Here is a 4,041-nt window from a genome sequence, read left to right on the forward strand (position 1 = left end):
GAATATTTTATTGCATTTTCCACTATATTGTATATTGCCCTTAAAATATTCTCCTTGTTCCCCTCCATCAAAATACTGGAACCTTCATATCTTATTGCTACTTTTTTAATTTTGGATATAGGGGTAAGTTTTTTAATTATTTCTTTAAATATACTGTCAACATCGAAAATCTCGACTTTGATTCCATAACTGCCCTCTAGCTTTGTGAGCTCCAACAGATTACTTACTATGTCTGTTAGTCTATCTACTTCCATATCAATGTCATTAAGAAATTCTAATGCAATTTCTTTGTTGTCAATTGCACCACCTATTAATGATTGAACTAGAACCTTAATACTGGTTAAAGGCGATTTTAATTCATGTGAAGCATCTGCAACAAACTGTCTTCTCTCTCTATCCATAAGATTGATTTTTTCATTCATCTTATTAAATGCGCTGCATAAACGTCCTAACTCATCATTACTTTTAACTTCAACTCTCTGATTAATATCTCCTTCAGCCATTGATTCAGTAGCTCCTATTACCCGTTCTATGGCCCTGTTATCATTGTAGCTATCATATAGCTGAATACTCCAAGTAAGGTTAATATTAATGCAGATATAAACACTAGTTTTTTTATTATTTTAAAAATATCTTCATATATGTCGTCAATTGGATTAGAAAATATTACGCCTCCATAGATTTCATTTCCTTTGATAATAGGTATGGAAAAATGCATTATTTTATTTTCCCTGACTAAGTGTTTACTTGTTGTTTCAATTCCCTTTAGAACCTTTTCAATATCCTTTATATTGATAATCTTTTGACCAACTATTGTATTACTTGAATCATTTGTTACTACTGCATCTCTATCGAATACTATAATCCTTGAATTTGATTGCACGCTTAAAGTTTTAACAGTAGTATCAACAAGGGGCACATCCCCCATCCCCGATTCAATTACAACATCTGCAATTGTTCTAGAGTAAGACGAAAGCTTGTTTTTTCTCTCTTCAAGTTTGTTTTCTTCAAGTGCAAAAAACAACAATAGATTAATTAGAAGTAAAGATGCTGTAACTATAAAATAATAAGAGATTATTACCTTAAGTTTCAGTGTTTTTCTGTATGCTTTATCCTTTATAATAGTAACCAACTCCCCATTTAGTTAGGACATATTGTGGGTTGCCTGGGTCTGTCTCTATTTTTTCTCTTAATCTCCTTATATGAACATCAACAGTTCTGGAGTCACCATAGTAATCGTAGCCCCATATTATTTCAAGAAGCGTTTCCCTGCTATAAATTTTACCAGGATTAGTTACTAATAAAAATAATATATCAAATTCCTTAGATGTTAAATCTACTGGTTTACCTTGAACATTAACCTTTCTTGATGGCACATCTATCATAATATCTCCTGTCTTTATTATATCCCCTTTATTTGCTACAAGATCATAGGTTCTTCTTAATAAAGCCTTAACCCTGGCTTTTAACTCCAGTATATTAAATGGTTTTGTCATATAGTCATCTGCGCCATACTCAAATCCTAGAACCTTATCTTCATCATCACCCTTAGCGGTTAACATTATTACAGGTACGGATGATCTTTCTCTGATTTTCTTTAACAGGGTAAATCCATCTATCCTAGGAAGCATAATATCTAAAACTATAAGATTATATATATTATCATCTAATTTTTTAAGTGCTTCTTCTCCATCAAAGGCTACATCAACTCCGTAACCATCTAATTCAAGGTTATATTTTACTCCTTTAACAATGTTTTCTTCATCATCTACAATAAGTATTCTATAATCCATATTCATCACTCCAATTCCATCATTTGTCTGTTTATAACAATATTATATCTTTTATCTGAAAAATTCAATATATTAATACTTTACATTAATAAAATAAATTCTTAATTCTCTGAATCAGCAAGTTGTAATATCTCTAATCCTTCGTTGCACTTGATGTAATAATTATGATGATTCAGTATTAAAAATTTCACTTCCTCCTCTTCATCCATTAAGTAACCTAATGCCAGCTCTGGATGGTTATAAAATGCATTTACAAATTTTATTCCATTCAATTTATATAAATATTTTGGAAATAATTTATTTAAAATTACCATAATAGATTTTGTAATTAAATTAAGGCCGCTGTTTATTTTACCAATATCGTGTAATAATGCAGCTTTCATTAACATATCACTATAGGCTTCTCTCTTAACACTTTCTTCTAAAACCCTTCTGGCAACTCTTATACTATGAGCCTGTTCATACTCAGGTAGCATAAAAAACAAATCTTTTTCTTTTATATCTAAGAAATTATCAATAAAGGAAATATCCTCGCTGGTAAGTTTAGCTGTTATACCATGAAAGAATTGTTTAACTCTATATAACATAATCCCTTTTGCCTCCATTGTATCACATGTACAAATATATTCTAAGTTAAATTTTATCTTTTGGGAACTATATTGTTTAATACATTTATTTCATATAATTTCATAAACTAATTTATCATACGTTAAGAAAAGGTGATTTAGATGGGTAAGAAGAATATCTTTCTGCATGACAGTTTTTATTTTTCTAAACATACAATTCGATCTGAAAGCAACTATTATGGGGTAAAAAAGGAATCTCTTGAAGTTAATAAATGGATTTATGAAATTATAGGTCAATTACAAGAAATGTTAAGCTCTAACGTTGTTATAAAAGGTGGTGCTGCATCCCAGCTCTACCTACCAATTGAATTTCAACGGTGCACAGCAGATATTGATTTTGCATGTATTATAGATAAAGAAGACATTGTTAATTCCCTTGAATATTTAAAATATAAGTTTACTAAATGCAATTGTTTTTTTGATTACAAAGAATATATTCCAAAGCATGTTAAAGACTCTTTTCATTCTATAGAAATGTCAACGTTCCTTTTGGATTTACCATTCATATTTAATAAAGGAAGGAAAAAAGATTTAAAAATAGATTTTGTTTATCATTCAAATTCTCAAGATATCTCTTGTTTCATGAATAAGTGTAATGTTTTAGGTTTAACACTGGATTATACTCCTATTTGTGTTCCTAAAAATATTTTGATTGCAGAGAAACTTTTAACCTTTGCCTCAAACTCAATAGGCCTTGAAAAACATAGAATTGATGGATATTATAAAAATACTTACGATGTTTATAATTTATTGAATGTAGAAACCTCTGCCGATTTCTTTGTTGATATTGCAGAAAATTTAAGTAAAGTTGTTGATAAAGAGTGTAAAACTAAAAGAATATCCACATTATCAACACAAATTATTCTAGATGATATTAGTGATACTTTATTTAATTTTTTTACTTGGGATTTGTTTGTTAAAGATCCATATTGCCATGTAAAAGTAAAAAAGTTTATTGATTCAAACATACAACAGCATATTAGAACCTATATGGATATTGATACATGGGCTATAATGTTCATGTATATTTACACATATATATCTTCTATAAAAGCATACATAAAAACTAAACAAATATTATATTTTGATTTAATAAATGATTACATAGATGAAATAACCTTTATAGAATCGCTATCAAAAGGCGAAAGAGAATTATATCGGAAAAAATTTATTATGAAAATATCTGAATGGAATAGTAAAGTAATTGTAAAAAATATAATGAACATTAACAGGATGTGTTTTTTAACAATGTTAATTGAAAAAAATCTTATTTGAAACGTTAAAAAAGACAAGGAATATTCCTTGTCTTTTTATTATGGCGACCCAGAAGGGGCTCGAACCCTCGACCTCCGGCGTGACAGGCCGGCACTCTAACCAACTGAGCTACTGGGCCACATAATCTGGCAGCTACCTACTCTCCCGTGGGGCTTCCCCCAAAGTACCATCGGCGTACTCGAGCTTAACTGTCCTGTTCGGTATGGGAAGGAGTGTGTCCTCGAGGCTATCGCCACCAGATTATTAAAAGTTTATGCAAAAATTTAATGGAGCCGGCTATAGGACTTGAACCTACAACCTACTGATTACAAGTCAGTTGCTCTGCCAATTGAGCTAAGCCGGCATAT

Annotated in this window: 5 protein-coding genes, 2 tRNA genes and 1 rRNA gene; 1 reads left to right on the top strand and 7 read right to left on the bottom strand. The window is 30.4% G+C overall.

The genetic code is table 11. The annotated features are described in order from the left end of the window. The 4 genes from Q428_RS13460 to Q428_RS13475 form a co-directional block, all read right to left on the bottom strand. The coding region (locus Q428_RS13460) for a HAMP domain-containing sensor histidine kinase (protein ID WP_035381796.1) at positions 1-503 on the bottom strand (503 nt) is incomplete at its 3' end. 26 nt (positions 504-529) lie between these two features. After that, a complete protein-coding gene (locus Q428_RS13465) occupies positions 530-1,132 on the bottom strand; it encodes a hypothetical protein (RefSeq protein ID WP_035381798.1) in 603 nt (200 codons plus the stop codon). Beyond that, positions 1,110-1,793, bottom strand: a complete 684-nt coding sequence (locus tag Q428_RS13470) for a response regulator transcription factor (protein ID WP_035381800.1) — start codon at positions 1,791-1,793, stop codon at positions 1,110-1,112. Before Q428_RS13470 ends, Q428_RS13465 begins: the two co-directional genes overlap by 23 nt. 101 nt (positions 1,794-1,894) lie before the next feature. Beyond that, positions 1,895-2,380: an HD domain-containing protein gene (locus Q428_RS13475; protein ID WP_051515186.1), complete on the bottom strand. Its 486-nt coding sequence runs from the start codon at positions 2,378-2,380 to the stop codon at positions 1,895-1,897. Between the two features lie 141 nt (positions 2,381-2,521). Here Q428_RS13475 and Q428_RS13480 point away from each other — a divergent pair, with 141 nt between their 5' ends. Beyond that, entirely contained in the window at positions 2,522-3,694 is a 1,173-nt protein-coding gene (locus Q428_RS13480) for a nucleotidyl transferase AbiEii/AbiGii toxin family protein (RefSeq protein WP_035381802.1), read from the top strand. A gap of 41 nt (positions 3,695-3,735) precedes the next feature. Here Q428_RS13480 and Q428_RS13485 read toward each other — a convergent pair. From Q428_RS13485 to Q428_RS13495, 3 genes are all read right to left on the bottom strand, one after another. Further along, a tRNA-Asp gene (locus Q428_RS13485) sits at positions 3,736-3,812 on the bottom strand. Between the two features lie 5 nt (positions 3,813-3,817). Continuing rightward, positions 3,818-3,934: ribosomal RNA gene (rrf, locus tag Q428_RS13490) — 5S ribosomal RNA — on the bottom strand. Positions 3,935-3,961: 27 nt separating this feature from the next. After that, positions 3,962-4,037, bottom strand: a tRNA-Thr gene (locus tag Q428_RS13495). Positions 4,038-4,041: the final 4 nt, after the last annotated feature.

The organism is Fervidicella metallireducens AeB, from assembly GCF_000601455.1.
Taxonomy (GTDB): Bacteria; Bacillota; Clostridia; order Clostridiales; family Caloramatoraceae; genus Fervidicella; species Fervidicella metallireducens.